Here is a 25766-nt window from a genome sequence, read left to right on the forward strand (position 1 = left end):
GTGATTAAATGGCACAAGATATTATAGATGGAATTAATCCAACTCGTATGGAATTATTATCCCTTAAAAATAGGACAAAACTTGCTGTTAAAGGGCATGGTTTGCTTAAAGAGAAAAGGGATGCTTTAATTAAAGAGTTTTTTGATATCTTGGATCGTGTCAAAGGTATTCGTGAAAATGCAGAATTAAGTCTAAAAGAAGCAAACGACGCTTTACTTGAAGCTCAAATTGCTATGGGTGACTTGGCTGTTAGAAAAGCAGCATTATCCGTTAAGGAATCTATTGATGTTGAAATTTCATCAAGAAGTGTTATGGGTGTTGCTGTACCTGTAACCGATGTAAAAATGGAAAAAAGGTCCATTATTGACAGAGGTTACGGTTTCTCTGACACTACCATACAATTAGACGAAGCTGCAAAGAAATTCGAGGAATCTCTTAAGTATTTAATTGAACTTGGTGAAGTAGAAAAAACTATTTATCTACTCGCTGAAGAGATTGAAGCTACTAAACGTAGAGTAAATGCTTTAGAACACATTATGATTCCAAGATTCCAAAATACTGAAAAGTATATTGATATGAGACTCCAAGAAATGGAAAGGGAAAACTTCGTAAGATTGAAAATGATTAGGTCAACTATGGAGAAAAATGAAAAGGCTGCAGCTGCTGCTGAAGCAGCTCAAAATGCAGAAGCTTAAATTTTTCTTCTTACTTCTCATTTTCTTTTATTTTTATTTATTTTCTTATTTAAAACTCAAATTTTAATTAATTTTTTAAAACAGATATTTTAATTTAGTTATTGTAAAAATTTTTTATTACTGTAAATTCCAGAAAACGGTGTAAAAATGAAAAGAAATCCAATAGACCAATTTATGAAAGACCCGGATAATAAAGCCAAAGTATTTATCTGGATGACTCGTGCAATGATTATTACCACTTTTATGATAACATTAGGTTTAATATTATTTATTTGCCATCTAGTTGGGCTGTTCTAGCAACTTCATTTACTTTTTTGCTAGTTAATTCTACTTTTTCATATAATTTTTCAAAATCTTTATCTTTATCAATTATTGTCAGCAATGGCTCTGACTTTTCTGTTATTGATCCGATATGTGGCAGGTCATAGATATTGCCCAAATCTATTTTTTCGTATTTCATTCTTGTTGGTGAGTAGATGATTTTTTTATAGGAGTAATATTGCGGTTTTGGAATTTCTATAATTTCGCCTTGGCATGCCCTGATGTGCGCCTCAAGCATATTTATTCCCAATGATTTTTCCACACATTCAAATGTTCCCTGAAGACGGGGATTTATTTCGATAACATATAATCCCTTATCGTTAAGTATGTAATCCACACCATTTGAACCAAGCAGACTGAATTTTTTGGCCAGGCTTTCAGAGGTATTTTTCATCTGACTGTTCAGTTCATCCATGTCTTTGACTTTGGCCATTATTGATTTCTCAGTTAAAGGTAGAATATTTCCGACATATATGAAACTGCTGTTTTTTTCAAAGTCATTTTCTGTTAGCAATCTTGAACTGATTATGCATTTTGCATCCTGCGGTGTAGCTAAAAGTGATGAACTTAGATTGATTCCAGTTATATACTCCTGCAAGATGAATTCATCGTCTTCAAATTGCATATCTTCAACATTATCTAAGAGATTTATGCCATACCCTCCACTTCCTTTAACGGGTTTTAAAATAAATTGAATGTCTTCATGATTTTCATTTATTTCAAATGCTTCACCTATATCACTTAACCTAAAAGTCATAGGGGTTAGGAATTCATTTTCGATTTTTTTGAAAAATCTGAATTTGTCTTCAATGTCTCTGACATCTTTTGTCCCTAAAATTTTCCTTTGATCCTTTTTTGAAAAATCACTTGGTGAAACACCAGAAATAGGTATGATGTAGTCAACTTCATCGATGTAATCTCGGGACATGCCTATCAGATTTTGGGGATTGAACTGATTTTCAAAGACGCCACAGCTTTCACCATCGATTTCATTTAGTATAATCTTCTGATTTTTGATGATGGGATTGTCGGATGTGGAGAAATAACTTGTAGAAAACACTTCATAGTCTAGCTTTAATGCACTATTGAGCATACTTCTTGTATCAATTCCAATAAGCAATAGCTTCTTCATAAAATATCAATAAAAAATAGTTTTTTAAATAGTCCCGAGCGGAGTCGAACCGCCGTCTCCGGGTCCAAAGCCTAGAAGGATTACCACTACCCCACGGGACTATTTCGTCGTATGATATACAACATTTAATATATATTTATCATGTAGTATTTAAATCTATCGGTTATTTGATAATTTTTGATAAAATAGGCATTTTTCATGCCACATACATTCAAAACAGATTTTAGAAACGCTTTCTTCATTATTGAAAATTTCATCGATTTTTTCGAACAGTTCGAGAGAATTATGCTCTTTTGAAACATCCAATTTTTTCAGAACCTCATTGTCCATATTCACAATTTTTTCGTTTTGAAGTTCGTTTCCACAAATATTATCCTTTAGATTGGGACAAGCCTTGCAAATATCGTCGGGTGAGTTTGTTAAGCTGATTTGCGTATCGGACAGCTTTCTTTTTTCATTAACCTCAGTCATGTTTGCGGTGAAGTTTTCATCGTATCCGTAACCCTGAAAACCCTTAAGGCATAATAGATGATGTCCCCTTAAAATAAGTTTCATATTAATCAGATAAATAATAAAAAAAGAAAAGATTAAAAAATTAATCTTTTGGTAAAAATGCTTTAGATACAGATGCAGCACCTAATATTTTTACAATATCCCCTGCGATAAATGGCACGAGACCCATCATTAAAAGATCAACAACGCCAATGGTTGCGCCTTGGGTTAATCCATACCATAATGCAAGACCTATAAGACCTGGGATGTAAATTAAAGCGAAATTTGCAATTCCGATTACAACAGCCATTCTTGTAAAACTACGTGCTTTTGCATACTTTTCGGTTATTGCTCCAATGAAGTATGATGCAATAACAAATCCTATAAAGAATCCGCATGTTGAACCTAAAAATGTTTCGAGTCCGCCGGTCATTCCTCCAAACCAAGGAATGAATGCAATACCTAAAACAATATATAAAATTTGACTTAAACATCCGTATTTTTTACCTAAAACTAATCCAGAGCATAACACTGCAAATGTTTGTGCAGTTACAGGAACTGGAGTCCATGGGAGTGGGATAATGATTTGTGCCATTATACCAGTAAAACATGCCATAAGAAATGACATTAGTATCTTAGTTGCAGTACTGGCATCCTGAATTCTTTCAAAAACGTTTTTCCTAGTACTGTAATAGTTTTCCATATTAATATTCATTTTTCTCCTCCACTTGATTTTTTGATAAAAGAGAGAATTTAATTAAATTCTCACTTAGGTAAAATTTAATCTATAGTTATGATTTTCACATCTTGTGGTTTTTTAACTATATTAACAGTTTTGAAAGCAACCAATTTGTTGATTCCTTTTTTGGAAGCCACGTCAACAAGTCTTTGGGAGATTACCCCATCAAATATGACAGTATCTGCAGTACCTTCTATGTCTTTGATTTCTTCATAGATGTTTTCCACTTCAACTTCTTTGGTTACGTTTAATGCTTCATCTAAAATGGCTCCGCTGCCGGTGCCTTCGAATTCTTTAAGCATATCTTTCATTAAGCTTACTTCATCATCTTCGATAACCGGTTCGACAACAACTTCACGGCGGTTGTTGTTATATCTTTGTTTTTTATTGTTTCTGCCGTTGTTTCTGTTGTTTTCCTTTTTATTGTGGTTATCATTAAGGATATTGCTGGTAGCTAAGAACTGTGCAGTTGGTACTTTATCCCTGAGTGCTACTAAAACTTCATCTTTTCCCAGGTCTTCAACTTCTTTTCCTTTCGGAGCACGTGTGATGTAGTCGACATCTCCGATTTGCAAGAGTTCTTTCAAGATGAGTTCTCCGCCTCTGTCACCATCAACAAATGCGGTTGTAGTTCTTTTTTTACTGAGTTCACCAATTGAACGTGGTACGCTTACGCCTTCAACAGCCACTGTATTTTTAATGCCGTATTTAAGTAAGTTTAAAACGTCGCTACGTCCTTCCACAACAATGATTGCATCAGATGTGTGGATGCTAGGACCTGCAGGAAGACGATCTTCACCATATTCGGAGATTTCATGAACTCTCATAGCTTCCCTTACTTCTTCAATCATTCTCATGCTGGTTGGACCAACGCTTTCAACCATGTTTTTATAAATTTCTTTTGCACGATTGACAACTTGCTCCCTTTTGACAGCCCTTACATCTTCAACTTTTGTAGTTTGGATTTCAGCTTCACAAGGACCAACACGATTAATTGTTTCAAGAGATGCTGCGAGGATAGCGGTTTCAACTCTATCTAAACTGGAAGGAATTACGATTTCACCTTTTGCTCTTCCACTGTTTGATTGGATGTTAACTTGGATTCTTCCGATTCTTCCAGTTCTTTGTAATTCTCTTAAATCTAAATCATTACTAAGTAAACCTTCAGTTTGCCCAAATACAGCACCAACAACATCTGGTTTTTCTACAATACCATTAGCATTAATTTGAGCATGTATTAAATATTTTGTTGTAGTTAATTCTTCACCTTTTCCCATTTTAAAGCCTCCTAAGCTTATCAATCGGGTAATTTATGTAAATCTAAAAATTATATGATTTTTAGAAGGTAAACTTGCATAAATTATACGATAAACATATTTTTTATTAAGTCAAGTGACCTATTATACACTAAAAAAAGAGTCAATACATTCAGGAAGTTGTAATATTAAGGTTTACTATTTTCCAATATTTATAATGTTGTTTAAAATTTATAAAACATCTTTTAACTTTTATTTCCCTTAATAATTGATTTTCTCCTGTCTTTGATTAAATTAATAATAATTATAATAATGAATAATGTAAATAAACTCTAATTGAGCATATAATAATTAAGTATTTTTTCATAAATACTACAATTAATATTATAGCCGAACTAATATATAAAATGTGTTATGTGAAGTGAAATCTATTTTAATCTTGTCGTATAATATACTATACTAAGGAGAAAAAATTGGTGAGTTCATGTCAATAAGTCCGAAAGATGTTTTAAATAAAAATAAGAATCTTAAAAAACGTGTTGATGTAGGTAAAATTAACCTTGATAATGTGTCCATCGATGATTTGAGGTTCAATGGTAAAAATTATGAGGAATATATCAATTTGCAATCCCTATTGGATAATGTTTCAGCTTGTCAGGTTTCAGATGCATACAACTCAATTTCAAAAAGGTCTGGCGTTATTCAGTCAATCAAACCGGTTAACAATCAGAAGGTTTGGGGTTCAATTTTCACCGCTGAAACAGATTGCGATGATTGGGGAACATCAGCATTGGCAATTGACGAAGCAAAACCCGGCGATATTTTATTTTTCAAGGTTAATGGTGAAGAAAAGGCAATTTGGGGGGAACTCGCTTCTACCTGTGCACGTGATAACGGGATCAAAGCAACAGTAATTTATGGTTCAGCACGTGATTTAGATGCTCTTTTATACATGGATTATCCAGTTTTTGCAAGTAATTTCTGTCCTAATGCAGGTTCACCTTTAGGTTTAGGCAGTTTAAATGAACCTATTGACGTTGATGGCTTTAAAATCAATCCTGGCGACTTCTTTATTGCTGATGAGAGCGGCATTGTTGTCATTCCTCAGGAATTGTTTGCCCAAACTATGGTTGCGGCATTGTCTGTTAAATTGAAAGAGTCAAAAATCATCAGGGATATTAATGATGGCAGGACCTTGGCCGAGATAGTAGGGCTCAGATAAAAATAGTAAAACTTTTAAATATAGAACAATGTTTATATATAAGTATATCGATAAGTTTATATACTAGTTTCTTTTAATATATAACCGATACAGATTTGATTTTAAGTTTGATTTTATGAAATTTTTAGGTAATAGTTTGCATATTGCAAATTCTGGAAAATTAATAGCTAGATCTACCAAAACACCTTCACCAGGTGCAATCGTTTTCGATAGTAATAAGAATAAAATAGGTAAGGTCGGCTATGTATTTGGGCCAACAAAGCAGCCTTATATCTCTATCAGATTATTCAGATCTGCGAATAGGGATGAAATTGCTAAAAACTGTGGTGAAAAACTATTTGTATCAAAACAAAAATCCAAAAAATCTAGAAAAAGGAGGATGAGACCACGACAGAAAAAGTAGATGAGATTCCTAAGAGGGGTCGCAAAACTGCAGAAAACATTAATGCACAGGATGATGTGTACAATCAAGATAAACAAACCGTATGTCCTGAATGTGGTTCTACTGAATTAATCGGTGACTATGAAAGAGCTGAAGTTGTATGTGCTCGTTGTGGATTAGTCATTGATGAAAACCTTGTTGATATGGGTCCTGAATGGAGGGCATTTGACCACGAACAAAGGGACAAACGTACAAGAGTAGGAGCTCCAATTACATACACTATTCACGATAAAGGTTTAAGTACTATGATTGATTGGAGAAATAAAGATATTTACGGTCGTGATATTCCTGCAAGAAACAGAGCTCAATGGTACAGATTAAGAAAATGGCAAAGAAAAATCAGAATTTCCGGTGCAACCGAAAGAAACTTGGCGTTTGCATTAAGCGAACTTGACCGTGATTCCTCAAGATTAGGTCTTCCAAGAAGTGTAAGGGAAGCTGCAAGTGTAGTATATAGAAGTGCAGTAGACCAAAAGTTAATTAGGGGAAGAAGTATTGAAGGAGTTGTGGCAGCATCATTATACGCCGCATGCAGACGTTGTAACGTTCCACGTACTTTAGATGAAATTGCGGAAGTATCTAGGGTTACCAAAAAAGAAGTGGGTCGTACCTACAGATTCCTGACCCGTGAGTTAAACATTAAATTACCGCCAACTTCTCCAGTTGATTATGTTCCAAGATTTGCTTCAGAATTAGGATTATCTGGTGAAGCCCAATCCAAAGCTATCGAAATCATCGAAAAGGCAATGGAAAAAGGATTAACCTCAGGTCGTGGACCTACAGGTGTAGCAGCTGCAGCTTTATATATCGCATCTGTTCTCTTAGGTGAGAGAAAGACACAAAGAGACGTGGCGGATATTGCGGGAGTTACTGAAGTAACAATCCGTAACAGATACAAAGAATTAACTGAACAATTAGAAATGGGTGTAACTTTATAGGCACTCGTTTTTTATTTCTTTTTTTTATTTTAATATAATTATTTTCATAAGCTATTTGGACATATTTTTTACCAAAAGTCCTCATCATCATAATCCATCAAGTCAGGACTGTCTGATAAATCGGACCCGCAGTTTTCACACACTACATTTGAAGGGTCATTTAAATGTCCACAGACGCTGCAAGTTATCATTTTCAATCACTTTGAATATTTATCAATTCTATATTTTAATTCCCAGACAATGCCATCGTTGTTTGTCTTTTTAACATTTTCCAGTCTTTTTTTGTATTTTGGAAGTCTTGTTAAGAATGATTTAACTTTTTTAGCACTCATCACTTCATGATATTCGCCGTAACCTAGTTTCTGCACATAAAATCCGTTCAATGTTTGTTCAAAGTTGCCGATAGCAGGAACTGAATAAATCGGTTTTTTAAGGCAAATGGACTCTGAAATGAATGTAAATCCTCCATTACAGATTACTGCCTTTGATGAAGCCAAATCATCATAAAATACATCTTCATTAAACTCTTTATAAGTTAAATTCTCATCAGTTTCATTTTTATTGAATCCATAAACTATGAATTTTTCATCTTTAAGCAATTTAAGCCTTTCAACAAGTTTAACACTTTCCTTACTTGTCTGATAAACGATAACATGATCTCCATCAGCAGGTTCGAGCTTTAGAATATCTTCACGTATAATCGGAGGATATATCACCGCATTTTTTCTAGGCCTTATTTTCGGATAAAAGAAACTTGTCAGTATATGCACTTTTGGCTTTACGACATATGTTTTAATCACGCCCTTCGCTTTAATCATTTCTGCATAATGGTTTTTCGGATAGTCGATTTTTGCTTGAGTAATTATATGCATGTTATCCAGGCTGATTAATGGAATATCTAAAAGCTTTGAAACCATTGTTGCATAGATTTCGAAATCGGTTACAATAACATCTGGCCTTAGTGTTCTTGCCATTTTGTATAATGTTTTATATCCTACTTTTATATTGGTAGGATTTCTCCTTAAGGCATCAGCAAAAGTTTTAAGATCGTTTACCTTGTTGTTAATGTAGACGGTATTGAATCCTCCGATTTTATAAACATTATCGAATTTGGAGTTCAGGTATTCATAAGCCCTGTCGCTTGAAAATATGTAAACATCATAGTCATCCTTGATTCTATCAACTATGACTCCGGTTCTTATTGCATGGCCCATTCCCTCACCGCAGACGCAGTAAAAGACTACTTTTTTATCCCTTTTCTTTTTAACTTTAAAACGGGATCTTGTTGAGTTTATTTTTTGGATGGATTCATCATAACCTTCTTTAATGCTATTAATCTTTTCAGCACTTCTTTCTAATCTTGACAATTCAGTTGTGGTGAGTGTTTCATGTGCATGGCCAAAGTTATAGTTCAATTCATCCGCTTCTGTTCTTTTGCCTAAAAAGTCATTAACGGTACTTTTTCCATATTGCTGGATTAGGGTAGTGATTCCTTCCTCTTCAAGTCTTCTGGTTGAAACGCCAATTTTTGCATTTCTAAGCACTCTAAAGCGTTCTTTTTCAGCCAATCTTTCAATATAATCTGTGTCTTCTCCAAATGTTAGGCTTTCATCAAATCCTCCGCATTCATCATGCAATTTCTTTTTTGCAATTATTCCATAACATCCTGCGCCATGGGGTTTGATTTTTTCAACGCCAATCATGAAATAATTTGCAAGGTCATGGAATATCTTGTCCTCAACTTTAGTGGAAAGTGGCATCATTTGAGTAATTGCTATTCCGAGCCTTTCCATTTTAAACTCATATACGACATTTCTTAAATAGTCTTCAGTAAGCTTCAAATCGGAATCTAAAAAAAGCAGATATTCTCCTTTTGCAACGCGAGCACCATTATTCCTACCCACAGCCGGAAGACCTCCATCAACTATAATACAACCGTATTCCTCTGCTATTTCTCTTGTTCTATCGGTTGAGTTGGCATCAGCAACGATTATTTCATAATCATCAAAATCTTGCTCCTTTATGCTTTCTAACAGAATGGGAAGATATTCCTCTTCATTATAAGTCGGTATAATAATGCTGAAATTCATATGTTTAATTATATTTTTTAAATTAATATATTTTTGTAAAAACAGACTTTTTTCTCTATTTTGCTCAGTTTAAATTAGTTCCTTGAATAAAGTTTTGTTCCAAGATAAGTTGAAATGGATGTCATTTTTATTTTTTGCTAAAATTTATGCATGTTGAATAAATGATGTTTATATTCTTTTAATGAGTGAAAAATGAGTTCTTTGGCTTGAATTATTAAAAAGGTTTTATTGTAATTTTTTAATTCAATTTTCAGCTATTGTTCTTCTTTTACAGTATGAGAATTTTTTCCGAGTAACTTAATATTTTTTCCACATTTTTTAAAATTGTTAAGAAAAACTCATTGTTTTTTATTTATTGGATTATTGTGCTTTATTTGTTCTTAAAAGGATGAATTTCCACTTGTTTCTAATTTAAAGAGTTTACAGTTGAAATGCACCTCTCACTATAAGATGAACCATCATATGATGCAACAGTCAGGCAACTTTAAAAAAATTAAGTGGGGAGATTTCTCATAGAATTTGAACTAAATATCATGTGAAAAATTTTAGGTAGATGGAAATTAAATAAAAAAATAAAAAAAATAGTGTTTTGAATTAAATTCAAAACATTAATTTTTGTCGTTATCTATTTTTTAAATCTTCTAAATTGGCTAGCTCCAATTGCAATTAATACAACTAAGAGAGCTAATATTGGTTGTGCAGTAGCATGACTACTTACTTCAGCTTTAACTGTTGGAGCAGGTGCTGAAGTTGCACTTTCAGAAGGTGAATCACTGGATGTGCTGTTGTCTCCCATAAATTGTTTGAGTATATCCATTATTTTGGAAAAGTCAAAGCTGGAACCATTTCCGCTCATGTTACCAAAGTTAAAGTTGGTTCCATTCATACTAAAGTTTCCAAATGAGCCTTTATCAAATCCAGTTATATTTAATGAATTTAATAATTCGGAAAGGCAGTTATTGTTAATTTTCATGTTGGTTTTTTTTGAATTTTTAATTGTCTATATAAAGTGCAGTAATTATAAAACTGATATTTACTAAGGATATTATTAATCTGTTTAGAAAAGATTCGTTAATGATATTAATTTTTTTAAAAAAATAATATTTATTTAATTTTCTGTCAGTATTTCTAGGATAAATTAGTTAATTGTTTCGATTAACTATCAAAAACAATAATCTGTGTGTTGAATCTGGTACACGGGGGGATTAATGTTTGGTTAAAAAAGCATATGAATCCTGCTGTGAGGGGTAAAAAATATGGTTTTCTTAATTAATATCACAGATAGGAATAGATATTCCAGGAAACGGTATAATAATCGCACGAATTTTTCAAAGGAACTTTTAAATCGTTAAGTAATTCCATTTCGTTGTAATCAGAGTTAACATGGTATGTTGTTTCATTAATTTTTTCCATTGGAATGTCGCCAAAATCAATATTGTCACTTGGATTTCCAATTGTTACGGTATAATAGTCGGGTTCTGCGCCTGCAAATGCTACTGTAAAGCGTAAAATTATAATCAGTATTATGAGAAAATATGGCCAAATCCAATTAATCAGGAATCTTTTTTTACTTAAACCCACATTTTTATAACTGGGTTTAATCAGTTCATTTTGTTCGAGCATGTTTTTGTCCTTTAAAATAGTGCCCACAACATAATTTAAGTAATACCCATTTCTGTAGACTAAATAAAGGCCTAAAATACCGACAAGTGCGGGGGTTCCGAACAGACCTCCATCAATAGCTCCGATAATCAGGCAACTGGAAAAGAAAGCAATTAAAAATGTCGTAAACCATGGACGTTTTTGAATTGCCATGATTAAGGTTACAAACAATACTGGAATCAATAAAATAATTAGAAAAGCAATGTTTGGAACATATGAATATAGGCCAATGCCCGTGTTAATATTGCTTTGAATAAAAGGTCCTATAATCTGGGTTAATAGTGCTCCTAAAATGGACTTTAACAGGTGGGTATGCAAAATGCTTGTAGTGCTCATTGTGCTGGACATGGATGCAAAAATGGTGTTGAGCTTAATTCCCATTTGCAGCCTGAATACGATTTCCAGAACAATTCCCAAAACCAATAAAACAGATCCTGTAATTATTGAGATTTTCAAATATCTTGTCACATCAAATTCTTTATCGATTAGCTGTGACAATATCAAAAACAGACCTAAAAGACCAAAAAACATAATGTCTTTTCCTTTTGATGAACCCATTAGGAATAAATAGGTTATTGGCCTAATAAATGGATTTAATACATCAGTTAGAAAGATTACTCCGGCAAGCAATATGAATATAAATCCAACCAGGATAGTTTTATTAAGTTTCATTAACAATAATTTAATATTAATACTTTAAATAAATGATGTTTATGTTTCCAATTGAATATTTCATAGGGTTAATCTTAATAGGTATTTGTGCAGGATTCGCATCCGGTCTTTTGGGTGTGGGCGGGGGATTTTTAATAGTTCCTCTGCAATATTTCCTCCTTAAATACATTGGAGTTGAGCCAGATTTAGCAATACTCATTTCTTTCGGAACTAGTTTGGCAATCATTATTCCCACATCTTTAAGCGGCGCATACAGGCACACAAGAACAATGGACAATATCTTAAAGCCAGGAGTCAGACTGGGCATTTTCGGTATTATCGGGGGTGCATTGGGCGGTCTTGTAGCTTCAGCACTGCCTTCAAGAGTTCTTGAAATCATTTTCGGTCTTTTGCTTCTGTTCATAACTGTAAACAATATTGTCAACATCAATAAAGAAAGGGAAGAAGCTAAAATTCCATTCAATTGGATTACAATTGGAATAATCGGTTTGCTTGTGGGATTTTCATCAGGACTTCTAGGTGTTGGCGGAGGCATATTTCTAATAGCCATTTTAACTGCACTTCTAGGATTTTCAATGATTGAAGCAATCGGAACCTCTTCAATATTCATTTGCCTGACTGCTATTGGAGGGTTTTTGTCCTATATGGTTACCGGTTGGGGTGTCAGCACATTCCCATATTCAATAGGATATGTGAGCATTATCAATTTTGTTTTAATTGCATGTTTTTCCGTACCGATGGCATCGCTTGGAGCTAAAATGGCACATAGGGTTCCTCAAAAAAAGTTAAAAATAATATTTTCAGTATTGGTACTGTACATGGCATTAAAAATGTTGGGAATTTTACCATGAGGTGATTGAATGAGTGGAGATAGAAAAGTTGGAGAAAATTTTGATTCAGATAAGGCAGACAGTATTTTCGATAAGTTAAAAAATGTTGAAGGAAAAATTAAACCTAAACGTGAAGGCAAATTCGACAACATCAAGGATTTGATGAATGAAGCCCAATACTTGGAGAAAAAAGGCAAATTAGATGAAGCTGCGGAACTGTACAAACAGGTTATTTTCGCTTTGCCAGATTCTCAAAAGGCATATGAAGCCCTCATAAACATTTATCAAAAACAGGGTGATGTTGATAAAGAAAAAGACATTTTGAAAAAAGCTATTAGCAACTGTAAGAAAAATGATGAGTTTAAAAAAAGATTAAATGAGATTGAATAACTCATTTAACTATTTAAACAATCCCATTGCAAATGCTACTATTAAACTGGCGATAAATACTGCAATAGCAAAGTATATTATGAATCTCCCGTGTTTGCGATATAGTTCAACGTCCTTTTTGAAGAAAAATAGTATTGTTCCGTAAACAAGACCCAATATTGGGGATAATAGCGCAACCACATATCCAATGATAGGAATGATTATGTTCCCTTCACCATCCATATTCTAACCTTCCTTAATGTTTTTTTTTTAATTTGTATTTTTCAAAAAATTAAAAATAAGGAGGTATTCTCCTTACTTTTTGAAAATTCCTTTAATTTTAGATATGACTCCTGTTGTGAGTATTCCAATGGCGGCATTGTAGATTATGTTTGCCTGGGACTCATCAACACCCAGTTTTTCAACTATTTGGGCAATAATGAAGTCTTTGTTTTTGTTTCCAGCCAAAAAGGTACTTTCAAAAATACCATTGGCTGCAGCGCCTTGCTCTTTTGTTATTCCTGTTTCAGAAATTAACTGGCTAATAAAATCTTCTGGATTCATGTTTATCACCTATTTCAAATACACTCCCATTCCCATTGCGGTAACCTGATAGCTGTCACCGCCAAGTCCAATCAAGGAGTATTGAATATCCAAATCAATCACGCCATTTCCGCCTGCTGCTTTAATATTATTTGTTAATTTGACTAAACATTCATCCTTACCTATTTTGAGAGAATTTAATGTGTTTAATTCTGCCCGTAGTGGATCTGAATGAACCAAATGTTTGTCTTTTTCTATTATTACTGTAGCGGCGAAGTGACCCAGATTTATGATATGTTTGTAAAATTCATTTGTACCAGTCAAAAAAATGAAATTCTTGCTGTTAATCATTTGACTGCATTTAGCTTCATCATATTCTATAATTGTTTCGGTTTCAGGTTCATAGGGCTCTTTGAGAATATATTTATATTTAAAACGTTTAATTTTATCAGATATGGACTTGACTATCTTTTTTATACCTCTCCAGATGCGGGTAGCCAAACGTAATCCAAAGACAATCAGAAGATAATTTATCAATGTTGGAAAAGCTGCCTGTAATATGATGATTATTGTACCGAATGTAATGAAATTAAAACCTAATGAAGGATTTGTCAAAATAAAACTGTAAATTGTAGTTGATATGAAAAGAATAAACGCACTAACCGCACCGGTGTCTTCACCGATAAACTCCTCTGCGGCTATGGTTTCGACATATCCCGCGACTAGAGGTGCAAAAATCAGCCCAAAATTCCAGCCGTAAATGGCTATATTATAGTGCATGAAAAACTCGTAGTTCAAACTGCCAGCTATCGTACCGACTATTATGCATAGCAGGGGTTTTTTCAAGTCTTTAAGCTGCTTTCCTTTTATTTTAAACTTCATCGTCTTCACATTTAACGGCAGTGCCGTAGGCAGTTACAAGAATTGTGTTTCCCATAGTGCCTCCAAGATTATCATAAGATAGTTTAAGTCCGATAATTGCATTAGCCCCTAGGCTTTCCGCTTTTTCTTCCATACTTTCAAAAGCAATGTCTCGTGCTTTTTGCAATTCCTCTTCATATTGTGATGTTCTTCCACCTACAACATCACGTACTCCTGAAAATAAATCTTTATAGATATTTGCGCCGATTAAGGATTCTCCAGTAACTAATCCTTTATATTCGACTATCTTTTTTGTAACTAATGTATTAGAGGATGTTAAAATCATTTTATCATTACTTCATAAAAGTCATCACTGCCCATATTATTAAGAATATTGCAATTACAACATATAATATTATTTGGGACCTTTTTCTCTGATTTAATCTTGCATCCCAGACTTTTTGACAATCTGGTGAGCATACAAGTTCGTTTAACGGAATTGGAGTTCCGCAAATTGGACAATGTTTATGAGGTTCTACTGCCATTCTATCACTTCCTATATTTTAAAAAATTCTTTGGTATTTTTATTAACTTGATTTGCAAGTTCCTCTGCATCAAGTCCCATGCAGAGCGCAATTGTTTCGAGGATATGAGGTAAATATTTAGGTTCGTTTCTATTCTTTTTAGGTTTCTTATCAAAGTTTTTAGGTATTAGAAACGGAGCGTCCGTTTCAATCATCAATTTTTCAGGAGGAATAACACTTACAGCCTCTTGCAAGTTCCTTCCCCTTTTCATATCACATATCCAACCTGTAACTCCGATATAGCAACCTAAATCAATGTAATTTTGAGCTTCCTGTTTTGTTCCTGTAAAACAGTGCACAACTGATTTTTCAATGACGCTGTCATGCCTTTTTAGGATATTATACAAATCTTCATGCGCTTCTCTTTCATGTAAAAATAAAGGCAAACCTGTTCTTTCAGCAACTTCAATTTGAGCTTCAAACCATTTTCTCTGAAGGTCCTGCGGTGAAAAGTTTCTGTTATAGTCAAGACCGCATTCGCCTATTGCAACAACACAATCATTTTTAGATATCTTTTCAAGTTCAAACATTGTGTGCCCGTTGCATGTTTTTGCATCATGGGGATGAACGCCTGAAGTTGAAAATAGGGTTCTGGGATATTTAGATGCATATTCGGCAGCCATTTGGCTTGAATGCACATTGGTTCCTGTGATGATGAACTGCTTTACACCAACCTTTTTCGCTTCCTCGATGATTTCCACTCTATCCTTTTTAAATGAGGAATGCATCAGATTTAAGCCGATATCTACAAGATTGTCCACTGAATCACCTATTCATTAATAATTCTTGTTCCTATGTTTTCTCCATTGACTGCTTTGATTAGGTTTTCAGGTTCAAAACCGTTTGTTATGACGGTTTCCAAATCTGATCTTTTAATCATCTGAACTGCAGTTGTATCGAAGAATTCATAGGTTCCGGCCTTAACGTCCTTGCCGCTTAAAAATTCAAGCAAATCTGTTGCTGTGATTTCAGGAACGAGTTCTGCATCATCAAATTTGTTAGGGTCTTTGGTGTACATTCCGTCAACGGAAGTTAAGTTAATGAGTTTGTCTGCCTGAACAAATTCCGCTAAGATTGCTGAAACTGCATCTGTACTGTGTGCAGGTTCGGTTCCGCCCATAACGATTATTTTTCCTGTTGCTGAAAACTCCAATGCTTCCTGGAAATTGTGAGGCACTCTTTGATAAGCAGCATCGCCAAGTGCGGCCAACATCAGTTTTGCATTGATTCTTGTAACTTCAATTCCAATATCATCGCATTGTGCCTCGCCGGCTCCCAAATCACGAACTACGCTGATATATTCCCTTGCAGGTTTTCCACCTCCAACAACAACGAACAGTTCATGTTCTTTGGTTAAATCCTTTAATATGGCACTGTACTCTTGGAATTTCTTACAATCATATTCTTTAAGTAAAATTGATCCTCCAATTGCAATTACAATTTTCATATATTCACCTTATAATTATGTATTTGTTAAATCTTATTTAAATTTTAATTTCATTATAATATTTTACCAAATAATATTTAATAATCAAAATTATAATTAATTCTAATGAATCTGGAAGAACAAATTTACGTTAGAAAATCCTGCCGAAAGTATCTGGATGATGAACTGGACATGAATCCGATCCATGAATTCATGTCACATGCCAAACCTTTAAATGATGATATCGATTATCATTATGATATTTTGACACTTGATGAAGTCACTAATCGCGCACGTTTTTCCGCCCCATATTATCTGGCGGTATATGTGGATAAAAAGGAAAATTACATGGATATGGGATTTATATTTCAACAGCTATGCCTTTATCTTCAGGGCATCGGCATAGGCAGTTGCTGGGTTGGATTGGCTTCACCAAAAAAGAAGAGTTCCGATTTTGTAATATCAATCGCTTTTGGCAAATCAGACGATTTGACCAGGTCTAGAGACAAATTCAAAAGGAAATCCTTATCTGAAATTTGTGATGCTGAAGATGAAAGGCTGGTTCCGGCTCAGCTTGCTCCGTCATCCATCAATTCACAGCCATGGTATTTCAAGCATTCCGATGATGGTTTTGATGTATATAAGGCAAAGCAGAATATCATAAAGCGTCAGTTCATGAAAAAATGGAATTCAATTGATGTGGGAATAGCTCTTGCACATCTGTATGTGTCCAATGAGGATACTTTCAAATTCAATAAAAAAGCTAATTTTGAAGATGTCAAAGGCCATACATATGTTGGAAGCATCAGGATTTAAAAAAAGAAAGGTTAGAGGATTAATCATCCTCTGAAGTCAACTCTTTGTATACTGCACCGGCAATAATGGCACCAACGATTGGAGCTAGAATAAATACCCAAACCTGTTCAAGGGCCTGACCACCAAGGAATAATGCAGGTGCCAAACTTCGTGCAGGATTGACTGAAGTGCCTGTTAATGGAATGCCCATTATATGCACGAATGCAAGTGTCAAACCAATCACGATACCTGCAACGGCTCCGTTTTCTACTTTTTTAGTAACGCCAAGCACAGTAAATACGAATACGAATGTTAGGATAATTTCAACAATGATGGCTCCGGTCACATTCAATCCAACGCTTGACGCTGAACCGAATCCGTTCTGACCCAATCCTGTTGCAGCATATACTCCAAGATTCGGTGCTGAATTGATAATTGTCACTAAAAGAGCAATGCCTATTATTGCTCCTATGCATTGGAACGCTATGTACATGGCAAGGTCTCTTTCATCCAATCTGCCATCAATCCACATGCCTATTGAAACTGCAGGATTGATGTGGCATCCTGAGATGTCGCCAATAACATAAGCCATAGCCACAATTGACAATCCGAATGCTAATGCTATGCCTAGTGTTCCTAATTGGGAACCTGCTATTGCTGCACTTCCACATCCGAATAGGACAAGTACCATTGTTCCGATTAATTCTGAGATATATCTTTTCATTATTTTAGCCCTCTATTTTATAAACGTCTTCTGAACATTCCATATAGTTTATATGCAACCAACAATACGAAAATTACTAAAACAAATGGGAATATTCTAAGTAATATTGAATCGTTTACTTTTTCGAAGTGATATTCGCTGTCAAAGCCCATATGTTTTGCATCACTGTGGTTCTGTGTTATTTTTGCAAAGTTATAGACCAGATCATAGTAACTTATGTGGGCTCCTTCATACTCAATGGAATCGGGTGCTCTTCCATTTTCATCCATATATTTTTTAACGATTCCGCCCATTTTGAAGTAATCATAAATAGAATATGTGTCTTTTGTTAAGTATGAAATTCCAAGAGGATTTTCCGGTTCGCTATATTCTTTAGGTATGTCAATTCCGCTTCCATCCAAATAAGAACTAATTTGGTATAGCAATTGAGGTGTGGAATATGACCCGTATGGTCCTTTCATTTCTTTATCCCCACTATGTACAAGCATTTTGCTTGCATTAGCCATTCCAGCCGGGGAAATCTTGTTTGTTACAATCAAATCATCGCTTAATGTTTTGTTCACATCTCCACTGTTGTTAACAATTTCCACAATCTGTTCAGCAATTCTCCTGTTCATTTCATCATTGGATCTGACCAGATTTCCGTCGTCGACGTTTTCCGGGAATTCTTTAGTAGGCTGGATGTAAAAAATTCCGGCATTTTTTATGAAAGTTCCAGGATCATGCATTCCTGCAAGTGATTCATTTGAATAGTTGTCATCCCATGCCCTTCTGAGGAAATTGGTATGATTGTCCAAATCATAATCTCCGGTATTAACAAATACGATTGTCTTATTTGAGTTGGTTGTTGCCTGTGCCAGCTGCAGATAATTTCCAGCATCGGATGCTGAAAAACAAACGCTCACGTCACTTGTTACCTGTATTGCTCTCCACCCTTCGCCAGGTGCAGGAGCTTCATTATCGACTATTACCTGTAGGTTTCCACCACTTATTTCTTCGATATAATCTTTAATCGAATTTAACATATTTAAATCAGTATCATGGTCATTAAGAGAATCTGAAGTTAAAAATACAGTTTTTGATGCACTTACATCATGTATTGCTGGTGCAATTATCAGTAATGCCATGAGTACTATCACAATTCCTTTTTTCATTTTCCTATCCCTTGATGTTCAATTATATTTTAATATATCAACTTTCTCAATAAAATATTTTTTTCATGTTGTTATATTAAATTTAGATTATAACTTGATATTTTCTCGTTTAAAGAAAGTATATTCGTTTGTAACAAAAAATTTAAATAATTTTTAATTTAATAGATTTTTTGAGGATTTAAAAAGATTATCTTTTATTTTCAGTTAATTTCACAACAGATTTAAAAAAGTATATTTTCCTCATTGAATTGAAGAATATCCTTGAATTTTGGCATGGGATTTGATTAAAAAAATTCTTTGTGAAAGGTTTCTAATATATAGTTAACCTTTAAATTTTAGTTATTTTTCAAATTTAAGATTTAGAATTTATTCTTTTTAAATATTAATAGAAAATAAAAAGTTTAATTGCTGATTAATAGCTTTTGTTAATTAATAGTAGTTATATTGTCCTCGCCAGAGGTAATAAAATGTTAAAAGATATTCAAAAGATAGTTATTGGCAAACCTTTCCTAATTTCATTGCTCATCATTTTAATGATGTTGGCATCTGCCGGATTAGACATGCAAGAGGCATATGCTGCCGATTTAAATGATACAAATGAAATGGAATTGGATTTAGACATGGAAGATAAACTAAAAGATTCTCAAGAAGATGAAATGCCCTTTAATATTTATACAATGAATGGAGGTACTTTTGAAGATATTCAGAATGTAGTTAATATAGCACGTAACGGAGACAAGATAGAATTAAATGGAGAATATGGAGCGAATGGTGAAAATGCATCGGTTGTAATCAATAAGAGATTAACCATAACTTCACCTTCACAGGCTACATTGGACGGTGAAAACTTAACAAATATTTTTAGGATATATGAAAAAGGTTCACAATCAGTATTAAGCAATCTGAAATTTATAAACGGATTCACGGATGATAAGGGAGGAGCTATCAGGATAAATGCCAGAAATATTACATTGGACAATTGTGTTTTTGAAAACAATCATGCCAGCGGGGGGTCTGGTGCAGTATATACATCATATCTTCCCCAAGTTGCTGAAGGTCTGACAGTTAAAAATTGTAATTTCACGAATAATGTTGCCGGCACTGCCGCCGGTGCATTGGGCGCTTTTGGCCAGCATTTCAAAATCATAAACTGCAGGTTTGATTCTAACAGCGTTTATAATGACAAGGCATGCTATGGCGGAGCAATACAAATCGGTTTGGATACAAATGTTTCATACGGGATTGTCGTAAATTCAACATTCATCAACAATAAGGCCCAATCATCAAGAAGCATTTCCCATGGTGGTGCAGGCTGTGTAAGGAATGGATCATCATATTACAATTGCATATTCATCAATAACAGTGCAGATTTCGGAGGAGCATTAACCTATCACGCATCCGGAAACCTTAATAACTGTACTTTAATAAATAACACCGCAAAAAAATACGGTGGTGCAGTTGCAATCTGGTTAAATCATGATTTCATGGATTTGAATATAACAAACTCAAAATTCATTGGAAATCAGGCTCCATTAGGCGGTGCAGTCAAACTTGACGGATTCAATATAAAAATTGAAAATTCAACTTTTGAAGACAATTATGCATCCCAATATGGTGGTGCCGTTAACATTGAAGCATTTGATGTTAAAATAATAGATTCAGATTTCGAAAGAAATATTGCAAACATTGATGGAGGAGCAGTCTACATTAAAGGAAATGATACAACAATAAGGAATTCCAGATTCATAGCTAATGAAGCAATACCTGATGTCACTAAATTGAATGATGGATTGGGTGGAGCAATCTATGTAAACAGTACCAAGGCATTGGCCCAAAACAATATTTTCAAACTCAATACCGCAAGAAACGGAAGTGCCCTTTACTTTGATAAATACGGTGTCGAATTCAAATTAATCAACAACACATTGTATCAGAATCAGGCATGGGTTTATGCATTGCCGATTCAGGCTCGTGACATTTACTATGGTGATGTTGAAACAATTAAATCAGTAATTTATGGCGGAAACAACATTGCTGACTATGATAATCTGGCTGTATCAAATGCAATTTATAATGCTGCCGATTTTGATAAAATAGAAATTGACGGACAACATCCAGTTTCCGGTGCAACAAATAGCGGTAAACTATATCAGGATGACCGTGAATATAATATGAGGATTTTAATGACTGTCAAATATGAAGACGGTTCTGTAGTGTACAATAGGTCTTTAAATTCCAGTTACTTGGGTCAAGTTTCATTCAAGCTTAGCAATTTAAGGCCTGGAAAATATTATGTCACTGCAAAACACTATGAAGACAATTATTATAAGGAAATAACAAACACTACAACATTTAATGTTATTCCAAAAACCGACAATAAAATCTCAAAATCAGTTAACAAAAAGAGCATATCATATGGTGATTCAGTTGTTTGGACACTTAATGTAACTAATGCTGGTCCGAATAATTCAACCGGAGTTGTTGTTCATGACGTGTTGCCGGAAGCTTTGGTTTGGCAAAAGGATAACACCAATGGAAAATATAATCCAAAAACAGGAGTTTTAAACATTGGTTCCCTAAATGCGGGTCAAACAATCATTGTTAAGATAACTACTTTAGTCAACAAGACTGGTGTGATTACAAATAAAGCGAACGTCGAAGGAAATGAATTTGACACAAATATGAGCAATAATCATGATGAACTGCAAATTGTTGTTCCAAAAGCCGCTGATTTGAAAGTAACTAAAAAGGTTAACAATTCAAGTCCTAATTTCGGTGATTTGATTTGCTGGACTGTTGTGGTCTTGAATAACGGTCCGGATGTTGCACATGATGTTGAAGTGAATGATAAGCTTCCGGAATCTTTAATATTTGTCGATGCTACAGGTAATTATGATAGAAAAACAGGAACTTGGTTAATTAAGTCATTAGGTGTCGGTAAGTCAGTTAAGTTGACTCTTGTCTGCAAAGTAAATAAAACAGGAACAATAAAAAATGCTGCCAATGCTTCCTCTAATGAATTTGATTGGGATTTATCCAATAATTTTGATGAATCAGTCATTAATGTTGCTCCTGCCTGTGATTTGAAGGTTACTAAATCAGCCAATAATTCCAATCCGAATTTTGGGGATTTAATCAGTTGGAAGATTGTTGTTTCGAATAACGGTCCTGATGTTGCCCATAATATCAAGGTGTCAGACATTCTTCCGGAGTCATTGGTTTTAGTCAATGCCACATCATATTATAATGTCAAAACCAATGCTTGGTTACTGTACTCCTTAAATGTTGGCAGGTCAGTTAAGCTAACTATCGTTTGCAAGGTTAATAAAACAGGAACAATAAAAAATGCAGTCAATGTTTCCGCTAACGAATTTGATTGGAATTTGTCCAATAATTTTGATGAGGATGTTATCAGTGTTGCTCCCGCATGTGATTTGGAAGTGGTTAAGCTTGTAAATGATTCCAATCCTGATTTCGGAGATCAGGTTTGCTGGAGTGTTGTGGTCTTTAATAGGGGTCCTGATGCTGCTCATGATATCAGAGTGCAGGATATCCTTCCTAAATCCTTGATATATGTTAATGCTACCGGATATTATGATGCAAAAAATAATAGTTGGTTTGTAAACTCATTGGGTGCAGGCAAGTCTGTAAATCTGACTCTTATTTCCAGGGTAAATGGGACTGGAGAGATAAAAAATATTGTCGATGTCACTTCAAGGGAGTTTGACAATAATTTGAGCAATAATCATGATGAATTGCAAATTGATGTTCCAAAAGCCGCTGATTTGTCAGTGACTAAAAAAGCAAGCAATCCAAACCCCGATTTTGGCGATGTGATTGCATGGGACATTGTTGTTTTGAATAATGGTCCTGATGTGGCTCATGATATAAAAGTCAGTGATATTCTGCCTAAATCCTTGATTTTCATTAATGCTACTGGCAATTATGATGTTAAAAGAGGATTCTGGCTGATTAAGTCATTGGGTGTGGGCAAGTCAGTTAAGTTGACTCTTGTCTGCTGTGTGAATGAGACTGGTGAAATTGCTAATCATGTGAATGTCAATTCCAAAGAGTTTGACTGGAATTTGTCCAATAATTTTGATGAGGATGTTATCAGTGTTGCTCCTGCATGTGATTTGGAAGTGGTTAAGCTTGTAAATGATTCCAATCCTAATTTCAGAGATATGGTTTGCTGGAGTGTTGTGGTCTTTAATAGAGGTCCTGACGTGGCCCATGATGTTGTAGTCAGGGATATTCTTCCTAATGATTTAACAGTCGTTGATGCAAGCGGTAATTATGATGCTGAAACAGGAACTTGGTTAATTAAGTCCTTGGGCGCTGGCAAGTCAGTTAGATTGAATCTTATTTCAATAGTTGATGCTACAGGAAATATTACTAATGCAGTATCAGCATCAGCCAATGAGTTTGACTATAATTTGTCAAACAATAACGCTTCAGATACAGTATTTATCGATAAATCCGGTGATTTGTCAATTGTCAAAACAGTTAATGTTAGCGAAGCCAATTATGGGGATTTAATTAAATGGATCATATCTGTTTCAAATGACGGACCTGACAAGGTAACCGATATTATAGCTGAAGACATTCTTCCTGACGGACTGATATTGGTTGATTACACAGCAACTAAAGGATTTTTCGATGAAGGCATCTGGAGCTTATGCTGCCTTGAGAAAAATGAAATCGAAACATTGCAACTGGTCTGTAAAGTGAACAAAACAGGAAACATGACAAATATTGCAAGAGTTTCCGGAAGGGAATATGATTGCAACATGACAAATAATGAGGATAATGAATCTGTCAGTATAGCTCCTGCCGCAGATATCAGCGTTTCAAAACAGGCAGATAATGTGAGTCCTTTCTTTGGAGACATTGTAACTTGGATGATTAAGGTTGAAAATAATGGTCCCGACAAAGCAACTGATATCCTCATTTCAGATAATTTGCCTGAAAATCTAATTTTCCATAACTATGAATCCACAAAAGGGGTTTATGGAGATGGTGTCTGGAATATAGATTCATTAAATAAAGGAGACTGTGAATATCTCAACATCACATGTTATGTTAACGGTTTGGGAGTTATTGTGAACAATGTATCCGCGATAGCCGGCGAATTCGATATTGACATGTCAAACAACTATGATGAATCATTCATTGAGGCATCACCTCTTTCAGACTTAAGCATTCAAAAGATGGCTAATGTTTCAAGTGCAAACTATGGAGAATTCGTAAAATGGACACTGACAGTTTCAAATGATGGACCTAATGATGCAACAGGAGTCATTGTTGAAGATATCCTACCAGATTCTTTGGAATACATTGAATCAGACGGTGATGGTGAATATATTGGAGGAATCTGGGAAATTGGCGATTTGAAAGTTGGCGAGACAAAAACATTGGATATTATCTGTAGGATTATTGAAACAGGCAATATTGTTAATTCAGCTATTGTTTATGGCAGTGAAAAGGATCCTGATTTGTCAGACAATGAAGTTGAAAAAAGCATCGATGTTCCGCCTGCAGCGGATTTATCAGTTTCAAAAACAGTTTCCAAATATGAATACAAAGTTGGAGATTTGATTGAATATTCCATTAAGGTCGTTAATAACGGTCCGGACAACGCATTAAATGTTAAAGTCACAGAATTGTTTGACAGTTCTTTACTTTTGAGGTCATTCAAGGAAAGCAAAGGTTCATACGACCCTCTCAAGAATGAATGGTACATTGATGAGTTGGTGTCAGGTGGTGAAGAAACTTTATTGATAGTGTTTGAACCTATAAGTGAAGGAATATTTGAAAATATTGTTTCCGTGACAAGTGATGCCTTTGATACTAATGATAGCGATAATGAGGATGGTGTCCTTGTTAAAGTAGTTCAAAACAGCACTAATGACACAGATGAGGATAAACCAATCATTGAAAATCAATCAATCACTGATAATCCTGTGAAATCTCAAAATATTGATTCTCCAATGCCAGTTATCCAAAAACACAGTACTGCTAATCCTATAATGTTATTAATAATGGTTCTATTGTTTTCAATTGTTTTCAGTACTGACAATATGCTTAAAAAAAGATGAATTTAAAGTAGCTTTTAAGCTACTTCTTTTTATTTTTTTCAAACGATTTTTTCAAATTTCGCAAGTATCAAAATTATTAATTTCATGATTAATTATTTTATATAGTACGTGATAAAACCCTAAAATAATGCTTCAATTTTTCAATTAAAACAAAACCTTTAAATAAAAGTTAGGTCAAATATATCGTTAGATATTGATGACATGATATTTTTTTTAGAAATTCGTAGAGTGAATCAATATTATTGAATAAACATAAATGAGGTGTAATCATGGCTGAAGAAATGATTGATGCAAATTCTGAAGAATTCGTCGAAGAAGACGAAGAAAAATTACCTTTCGCTAAAGCCGAAGTTGTACGTTTAATGAAAGAAAATCTTGATGATGACAAAATGATTAGGGAAAGGGTAAAAGTGGAAATGAACAATTTCCTTTATTCTGTCTTAAAAAATGTATGTAAACAATTAAACGATTACCCATACACCACAATCGAGTATGAAATGTTTAAGGAATGTACTTACCCATACACTAACATTGAAAGAATCAATCAAGAAAAAGAAAGAATTTTATTACACTTGGAAGCTATCAAAGCTGACTGTAACGCATTAGCTATGGATGTACAAAAAACTTTAAAATTAAAAGATGTTGTGGAAGACGACACTTTCACCTTCCAGGCACCTATAGATGATGAAGAAACAGAAGAAGAATAATTTTTCTTCTTTTT

At 34.3% G+C, this 25766-nt stretch carries 26 protein-coding genes and 1 tRNA gene; 9 read left to right on the top strand and 18 right to left on the bottom strand.

All coding sequences use genetic code 11. The annotated features are described in order from the left end of the window. Window positions 1-8: 8 nt before the first annotated feature. The gene (locus E7Z77_RS01795; RefSeq protein ID WP_292749529.1) at window positions 9-695 is read left to right on the top strand and encodes a V-type ATP synthase subunit D; all 687 of its coding nucleotides are present in this window, start codon (window positions 9-11) and stop codon (window positions 693-695) included. Window positions 696-963: 268 nt separating this feature from the next. Here E7Z77_RS01795 and E7Z77_RS01800 read toward each other — a convergent pair whose 3' ends face one another. The 5 genes from E7Z77_RS01800 to dnaG all read right to left on the bottom strand — a co-directional run bounded on the left by E7Z77_RS01800 (window position 964) and on the right by dnaG (window position 4656). Continuing rightward, a complete protein-coding gene (locus tag E7Z77_RS01800) occupies window positions 964-2148 on the bottom strand; it encodes an ATP-grasp domain-containing protein (RefSeq protein ID WP_292749531.1) in 1185 nt (394 codons plus the stop codon). Window positions 2149-2177: 29 nt separating this feature from the next. Then, window positions 2178-2249: transfer RNA gene (locus tag E7Z77_RS01805), tRNA-Gln, on the bottom strand. 55 nt (window positions 2250-2304) lie between these two features. Further along, window positions 2305-2703 (bottom strand): DUF1284 domain-containing protein, encoded by a 399-nt coding sequence (locus tag E7Z77_RS01810; protein ID WP_292749533.1) that lies wholly within the window; start codon window positions 2701-2703, stop codon window positions 2305-2307. Between the two features lie 40 nt (window positions 2704-2743). Beyond that, a complete protein-coding gene (locus tag E7Z77_RS01815; protein WP_366510232.1) occupies window positions 2744-3349 on the bottom strand; it encodes a biotin transporter BioY in 606 nt (201 codons plus the stop codon). Between the two features lie 71 nt (window positions 3350-3420). Further along, the gene (dnaG, locus tag E7Z77_RS01820) at window positions 3421-4656 is read right to left on the bottom strand and encodes a DNA primase DnaG (RefSeq protein ID WP_292749537.1); all 1236 of its coding nucleotides are present in this window, start codon (window positions 4654-4656) and stop codon (window positions 3421-3423) included. Window positions 4657-5119: 463 nt separating this feature from the next. Between dnaG and E7Z77_RS01825 the strand changes: the two genes are divergently transcribed. From E7Z77_RS01825 to E7Z77_RS01835, 3 genes are all read left to right on the top strand, one after another. After that, window positions 5120-5857: an RraA family protein gene (locus E7Z77_RS01825; protein WP_292749539.1), complete on the top strand. Its 738-nt coding sequence runs from the start codon at window positions 5120-5122 to the stop codon at window positions 5855-5857. Window positions 5858-5972: 115 nt separating this feature from the next. Beyond that, window positions 5973-6260 carry a Gar1/Naf1 family protein gene (locus E7Z77_RS01830; protein ID WP_292749541.1) on the top strand — a complete coding sequence of 96 codons (288 nt, stop codon included), beginning with the start codon at window positions 5973-5975 and terminating at the stop codon, window positions 6258-6260. 38 nt (window positions 6261-6298) lie between these two features. Then, the gene (locus E7Z77_RS01835) at window positions 6299-7237 is read left to right on the top strand and encodes a transcription initiation factor IIB (RefSeq protein ID WP_292749851.1); all 939 of its coding nucleotides are present in this window, start codon (window positions 6299-6301) and stop codon (window positions 7235-7237) included. A gap of 68 nt (window positions 7238-7305) precedes the next feature. On the opposite strand, the gene E7Z77_RS01840 is transcribed toward E7Z77_RS01835, so the two are convergent. From E7Z77_RS01840 to E7Z77_RS01855, 4 genes are all read right to left on the bottom strand, one after another. Further along, window positions 7306-7428 carry a zinc ribbon domain-containing protein gene (locus tag E7Z77_RS01840; RefSeq protein WP_292749543.1) on the bottom strand — a complete coding sequence of 41 codons (123 nt, stop codon included), beginning with the start codon at window positions 7426-7428 and terminating at the stop codon, window positions 7306-7308. Window positions 7429-7434: 6 nt separating this feature from the next. Beyond that, window positions 7435-9327, bottom strand: coding sequence for an MJ1255/VC2487 family glycosyltransferase (locus E7Z77_RS01845; RefSeq protein WP_292749545.1), 1893 nt, complete (start codon window positions 9325-9327; stop codon window positions 7435-7437). Window positions 9328-9952: 625 nt separating this feature from the next. Further along, window positions 9953-10183 carry a hypothetical protein gene (locus E7Z77_RS01850; RefSeq protein WP_292749547.1) on the bottom strand — a complete coding sequence of 77 codons (231 nt, stop codon included), beginning with the start codon at window positions 10181-10183 and terminating at the stop codon, window positions 9953-9955. A gap of 419 nt (window positions 10184-10602) precedes the next feature. Next, the gene (locus tag E7Z77_RS01855; protein WP_292749549.1) at window positions 10603-11661 is read right to left on the bottom strand and encodes a hypothetical protein; all 1059 of its coding nucleotides are present in this window, start codon (window positions 11659-11661) and stop codon (window positions 10603-10605) included. Between the two features lie 41 nt (window positions 11662-11702). Here E7Z77_RS01855 and E7Z77_RS01860 point away from each other — a divergent pair, with 41 nt between their 5' ends. Together E7Z77_RS01860 and E7Z77_RS01865 are read left to right on the top strand one after the other, a co-directional pair. After that, window positions 11703-12512 (top strand): sulfite exporter TauE/SafE family protein, encoded by an 810-nt coding sequence (locus E7Z77_RS01860; protein ID WP_292749551.1) that lies wholly within the window; start codon window positions 11703-11705, stop codon window positions 12510-12512. 9 nt (window positions 12513-12521) lie between these two features. After that, window positions 12522-12881 carry a hypothetical protein gene (locus E7Z77_RS01865; protein ID WP_292749553.1) on the top strand — a complete coding sequence of 120 codons (360 nt, stop codon included), beginning with the start codon at window positions 12522-12524 and terminating at the stop codon, window positions 12879-12881. 9 nt (window positions 12882-12890) lie between these two features. On the opposite strand, the gene E7Z77_RS01870 is transcribed toward E7Z77_RS01865, so the two are convergent. The 7 genes from E7Z77_RS01870 to pyrH all read right to left on the bottom strand — a co-directional run bounded on the left by E7Z77_RS01870 (window position 12891) and on the right by pyrH (window position 16295). Further along, window positions 12891-13103 carry a hypothetical protein gene (locus E7Z77_RS01870; RefSeq protein ID WP_292749555.1) on the bottom strand — a complete coding sequence of 71 codons (213 nt, stop codon included), beginning with the start codon at window positions 13101-13103 and terminating at the stop codon, window positions 12891-12893. Window positions 13104-13175: 72 nt separating this feature from the next. Beyond that, on the bottom strand, window positions 13176-13424 hold the full coding sequence (locus E7Z77_RS01875) for a hypothetical protein (RefSeq protein ID WP_292749557.1): 249 nt from the start codon (window positions 13422-13424) through the stop codon (window positions 13176-13178). 9 nt (window positions 13425-13433) lie between these two features. Beyond that, entirely contained in the window at window positions 13434-14285 is an 852-nt protein-coding gene (locus E7Z77_RS01880) for a hypothetical protein (protein ID WP_292749559.1), read from the bottom strand. Continuing rightward, a complete protein-coding gene (locus tag E7Z77_RS01885) occupies window positions 14275-14610 on the bottom strand; it encodes a heavy metal-binding domain-containing protein (protein ID WP_292749560.1) in 336 nt (111 codons plus the stop codon). The genes E7Z77_RS01880 and E7Z77_RS01885 overlap by 11 nt, the downstream gene beginning before the upstream one ends. A gap of 7 nt (window positions 14611-14617) precedes the next feature. Then, window positions 14618-14809 carry a DUF2116 family Zn-ribbon domain-containing protein gene (locus E7Z77_RS01890; protein ID WP_292749562.1) on the bottom strand — a complete coding sequence of 64 codons (192 nt, stop codon included), beginning with the start codon at window positions 14807-14809 and terminating at the stop codon, window positions 14618-14620. An 11-nt stretch (window positions 14810-14820) separates the two neighbouring features. After that, window positions 14821-15609 (bottom strand): TatD family hydrolase, encoded by a 789-nt coding sequence (locus tag E7Z77_RS01895; RefSeq protein ID WP_292749564.1) that lies wholly within the window; start codon window positions 15607-15609, stop codon window positions 14821-14823. 8 nt (window positions 15610-15617) lie between these two features. After that, entirely contained in the window at window positions 15618-16295 is a 678-nt protein-coding gene (pyrH, locus tag E7Z77_RS01900; protein ID WP_292749566.1) for a UMP kinase, read from the bottom strand. 105 nt (window positions 16296-16400) lie between these two features. On the opposite strand from pyrH, the gene E7Z77_RS01905 reads away from it, so the two are divergent. Beyond that, window positions 16401-17090 carry a nitroreductase family protein gene (locus E7Z77_RS01905; RefSeq protein WP_292749568.1) on the top strand — a complete coding sequence of 230 codons (690 nt, stop codon included), beginning with the start codon at window positions 16401-16403 and terminating at the stop codon, window positions 17088-17090. 19 nt (window positions 17091-17109) lie between these two features. Here the strand turns inward: E7Z77_RS01905 and E7Z77_RS01910 are convergent, their stop codons facing one another. Together E7Z77_RS01910 and E7Z77_RS01915 are read right to left on the bottom strand one after the other, a co-directional pair. Continuing rightward, a complete protein-coding gene (locus E7Z77_RS01910; RefSeq protein WP_292749570.1) occupies window positions 17110-17793 on the bottom strand; it encodes an MIP family channel protein in 684 nt (227 codons plus the stop codon). 17 nt (window positions 17794-17810) lie between these two features. Then, window positions 17811-18947, bottom strand: a complete 1137-nt coding sequence (locus E7Z77_RS01915; RefSeq protein ID WP_292749572.1) for an adhesin — start codon at window positions 18945-18947, stop codon at window positions 17811-17813. A gap of 467 nt (window positions 18948-19414) precedes the next feature. Here E7Z77_RS01915 and E7Z77_RS01920 point away from each other — a divergent pair, with 467 nt between their 5' ends. Both E7Z77_RS01920 and E7Z77_RS01925 read left to right on the top strand, forming a co-directional pair. After that, on the top strand, window positions 19415-25045 hold the full coding sequence (locus tag E7Z77_RS01920) for a hypothetical protein (protein ID WP_292749574.1): 5631 nt from the start codon (window positions 19415-19417) through the stop codon (window positions 25043-25045). Between the two features lie 266 nt (window positions 25046-25311). Then, on the top strand, window positions 25312-25752 hold the full coding sequence (locus tag E7Z77_RS01925; RefSeq protein ID WP_292749853.1) for a hypothetical protein: 441 nt from the start codon (window positions 25312-25314) through the stop codon (window positions 25750-25752). Window positions 25753-25766: the final 14 nt, after the last annotated feature.

It is taken from the genome of Methanobrevibacter sp. (assembly GCF_015062985.1).
Lineage (GTDB): Archaea > Methanobacteriota > Methanobacteria > Methanobacteriales > Methanobacteriaceae > Methanocatella.

What these genes read in the sequence shown, in the direction of transcription:
- E7Z77_RS01795 (WP_292749529.1), top strand. Translation starts at nt 9, where the DNA reads ATGGCACAAGATATTATAGATGGAATTAATCCAACTCGTATGGAATTA.
- E7Z77_RS01800 (WP_292749531.1), bottom strand. Translation starts at nt 2,148, where the DNA reads ATGAAGAAGCTATTGCTTATTGGAATTGATACAAGAAGTATGCTCAAT.
- E7Z77_RS01810 (WP_292749533.1), bottom strand. Translation starts at nt 2,703, where the DNA reads ATGAAACTTATTTTAAGGGGACATCATCTATTATGCCTTAAGGGTTTT.
- dnaG (WP_292749537.1), bottom strand. Translation starts at nt 4,656, where the DNA reads ATGGGAAAAGGTGAAGAATTAACTACAACAAAATATTTAATACATGCT.
- E7Z77_RS01825 (WP_292749539.1), top strand. Translation starts at nt 5,120, where the DNA reads ATGTCAATAAGTCCGAAAGATGTTTTAAATAAAAATAAGAATCTTAAA.
- E7Z77_RS01830 (WP_292749541.1), top strand. Translation starts at nt 5,973, where the DNA reads ATGAAATTTTTAGGTAATAGTTTGCATATTGCAAATTCTGGAAAATTA.
- E7Z77_RS01840 (WP_292749543.1), bottom strand. Translation starts at nt 7,428, where the DNA reads ATGATAACTTGCAGCGTCTGTGGACATTTAAATGACCCTTCAAATGTA.
- E7Z77_RS01845 (WP_292749545.1), bottom strand. Translation starts at nt 9,327, where the DNA reads ATGAATTTCAGCATTATTATACCGACTTATAATGAAGAGGAATATCTT.
- E7Z77_RS01850 (WP_292749547.1), bottom strand. Translation starts at nt 10,183, where the DNA reads ATGAGCGGAAATGGTTCCAGCTTTGACTTTTCCAAAATAATGGATATA.
- E7Z77_RS01855 (WP_292749549.1), bottom strand. Translation starts at nt 11,661, where the DNA reads ATGAAACTTAATAAAACTATCCTGGTTGGATTTATATTCATATTGCTT.
- E7Z77_RS01860 (WP_292749551.1), top strand. Translation starts at nt 11,703, where the DNA reads ATGTTTCCAATTGAATATTTCATAGGGTTAATCTTAATAGGTATTTGT.
- E7Z77_RS01865 (WP_292749553.1), top strand. Translation starts at nt 12,522, where the DNA reads ATGAGTGGAGATAGAAAAGTTGGAGAAAATTTTGATTCAGATAAGGCA.
- E7Z77_RS01870 (WP_292749555.1), bottom strand. Translation starts at nt 13,103, where the DNA reads ATGGATGGTGAAGGGAACATAATCATTCCTATCATTGGATATGTGGTT.
- E7Z77_RS01875 (WP_292749557.1), bottom strand. Translation starts at nt 13,424, where the DNA reads ATGAATCCAGAAGATTTTATTAGCCAGTTAATTTCTGAAACAGGAATA.
- E7Z77_RS01880 (WP_292749559.1), bottom strand. Translation starts at nt 14,285, where the DNA reads ATGAAGTTTAAAATAAAAGGAAAGCAGCTTAAAGACTTGAAAAAACCC.
- E7Z77_RS01885 (WP_292749560.1), bottom strand. Translation starts at nt 14,610, where the DNA reads ATGATTTTAACATCCTCTAATACATTAGTTACAAAAAAGATAGTCGAA.
- E7Z77_RS01890 (WP_292749562.1), bottom strand. Translation starts at nt 14,809, where the DNA reads ATGGCAGTAGAACCTCATAAACATTGTCCAATTTGCGGAACTCCAATT.
- pyrH (WP_292749566.1), bottom strand. Translation starts at nt 16,295, where the DNA reads ATGAAAATTGTAATTGCAATTGGAGGATCAATTTTACTTAAAGAATAT.
- E7Z77_RS01905 (WP_292749568.1), top strand. Translation starts at nt 16,401, where the DNA reads ATGAATCTGGAAGAACAAATTTACGTTAGAAAATCCTGCCGAAAGTAT.
- E7Z77_RS01910 (WP_292749570.1), bottom strand. Translation starts at nt 17,793, where the DNA reads ATGAAAAGATATATCTCAGAATTAATCGGAACAATGGTACTTGTCCTA.
- E7Z77_RS01915 (WP_292749572.1), bottom strand. Translation starts at nt 18,947, where the DNA reads ATGAAAAAAGGAATTGTGATAGTACTCATGGCATTACTGATAATTGCA.
- E7Z77_RS01920 (WP_292749574.1), top strand. Translation starts at nt 19,415, where the DNA reads ATGTTAAAAGATATTCAAAAGATAGTTATTGGCAAACCTTTCCTAATT.